This is a genomic window from Parvularcula dongshanensis (assembly GCF_014199615.1).
In the GTDB taxonomy this organism is placed as follows: Bacteria; Pseudomonadota; Alphaproteobacteria; order Caulobacterales; family Parvularculaceae; genus Parvularcula; species Parvularcula dongshanensis.
In genome coordinates, this window is record NZ_JACHOB010000015.1 from 1 (window position 1) to 1,543 (window position 1,543).

General features: G+C 67.1%; 1 protein-coding gene. It reads left to right on the top strand.

Going from position 1 to position 1,543, the window contains the following annotated elements:
* The first annotated feature begins 48 nt into the window (after positions 1-48).
* Positions 49-1,542 (top strand): NAD(P)/FAD-dependent oxidoreductase, encoded by a 1,494-nt coding sequence (locus tag GGQ59_RS14705; RefSeq protein WP_183819960.1) that lies wholly within the window; start codon positions 49-51, stop codon positions 1,540-1,542.
* Position 1,543: the final 1 nt, after the last annotated feature.

A 1,543-nucleotide genomic window follows, 5' to 3' on the forward strand; every position in this document is an offset into this window, starting at 1 on the left:
GCAGCGCGGTTACGCACGCCGTCGGCGTGAGGGGGTTGGGAGGGCGTGATGTATGACGGGGCGGGGTGTGGTTTGACGACGGCGATCATCGGGGCGGGTCCTGCGGGTCTGACGGCGGCGTATGAGCTGTTGAAGCATGGCGGGGGGTCGCATCGGCCTTTGGTGTTCGAGGCGGGCGAGATCGTGGGCGGGATCGCGCGCACGGAGAGCCATGAGGGCTACCGCTTCGACATTGGCGGGCACCGCTTCTTCACCAAGGTGGGGGAGGTGGAGGCGTTCTGGCAGGAGGTCGGGGGGGCGGACTTCGTCACCCGGCCGCGGCAGTCGCGGATCTACTACGAGGGCAAGTACTACGCTTATCCTCTGAAGATCTTCAACGCGCTCGGCAATCTGGGTCCCTTCCGGGCGGCGGGGATCATGGCGAGCTTCGCGCGCTCGCGGCTGCGGCCCTACAAGGAGGAGGAGAACCTCGAGCAGTGGGTGTCGAACCGCTTCGGCCGCCAGCTCTACGAGACCTTCTTCAAGACCTACACCGAGAAGGTCTGGGGCATCCCCTGCACGGAGATCCGGGCGGACTGGGCGGCGCAGCGGATCAAGAACCTGTCGCTGTCGAAGGCGGTGTGGAACGCGCTGACGGGCGCGAACGACACGGCGAGCCTGATCGAGGAGTTTCAGTACCCGCGCCTCGGGCCGGGCCAGATGTGGGAGCGCTGCACCGAGAAGGTGCGCGAGCGGGGCGGCGAGGTGCAGCTGCGCACGGCGGTCACGCGGGTCCTGCGGGACGGCGACCGGGTCACCGCGGTCGAGACCGAGGGGCCGGAGGGCGAGCGGCGCACGGTCGAGGCGGACCACTTCGTCAACACCATGCCGCTGCGCGAGCTCATCGAGATGATGGACCCGCCGCCGCCCGACGAGGTGCGCGCGGCGGCGGCGAAGCTGAAGTACCGCGACTTCCTGATCGTCACCTTGATCCTGGACCACCCCGACCCCTTCCCGGACAACTGGATCTACATCCACAGCCCCGAGGTGCAGGTCGGCCGGATCCAGAACTTCCGGGCCTGGTCGCCCGAGATGGTGCCGAACCCCGACCACGCCTCGATCGGCATGGAGTACTTCTGCCACGAGGGCGACGGGCTGTGGGAGAGCACCGACGAGGCGCTGATCGCGCAGGCCGGCCGGGAGCTCGAACAGCTCGGCCTCGCCAAGGCGAGCACCGTCATCGGCGGCAAGATCATCCGCCAGCCCAAGGCCTACCCCGTCTATGACGGCGAGTACCGCGCCGCGCTCGACACCCTCTCCGGTTGGATCGACGGCCTTGAGAACTTCCAATCCGTGGGACGCAACGGCATGCACCGCTACAACAACCAAGACCACAGCCAGCTCACCGCCATGCTCGCCGTGAAGAACATCCTCGGCGAACACCACGACCTTTGGACCGTCAACGTCGAACGCTCCTACCACGAAGACTTCACCACCGAAGAGAAGACCAAACGACAAGAACAAGGCCCCATGAACGGCGCCGCCGCGGTGCCAACACGATGAG

Bases quoted from the DNA above. Each gene is read 5' to 3' on its own strand.
- GGQ59_RS14705 (WP_183819960.1), top strand. From the start codon at position 49: ATGTATGACGGGGCGGGGTGTGGTTTGACGACGGCGATCATCGGGGCG.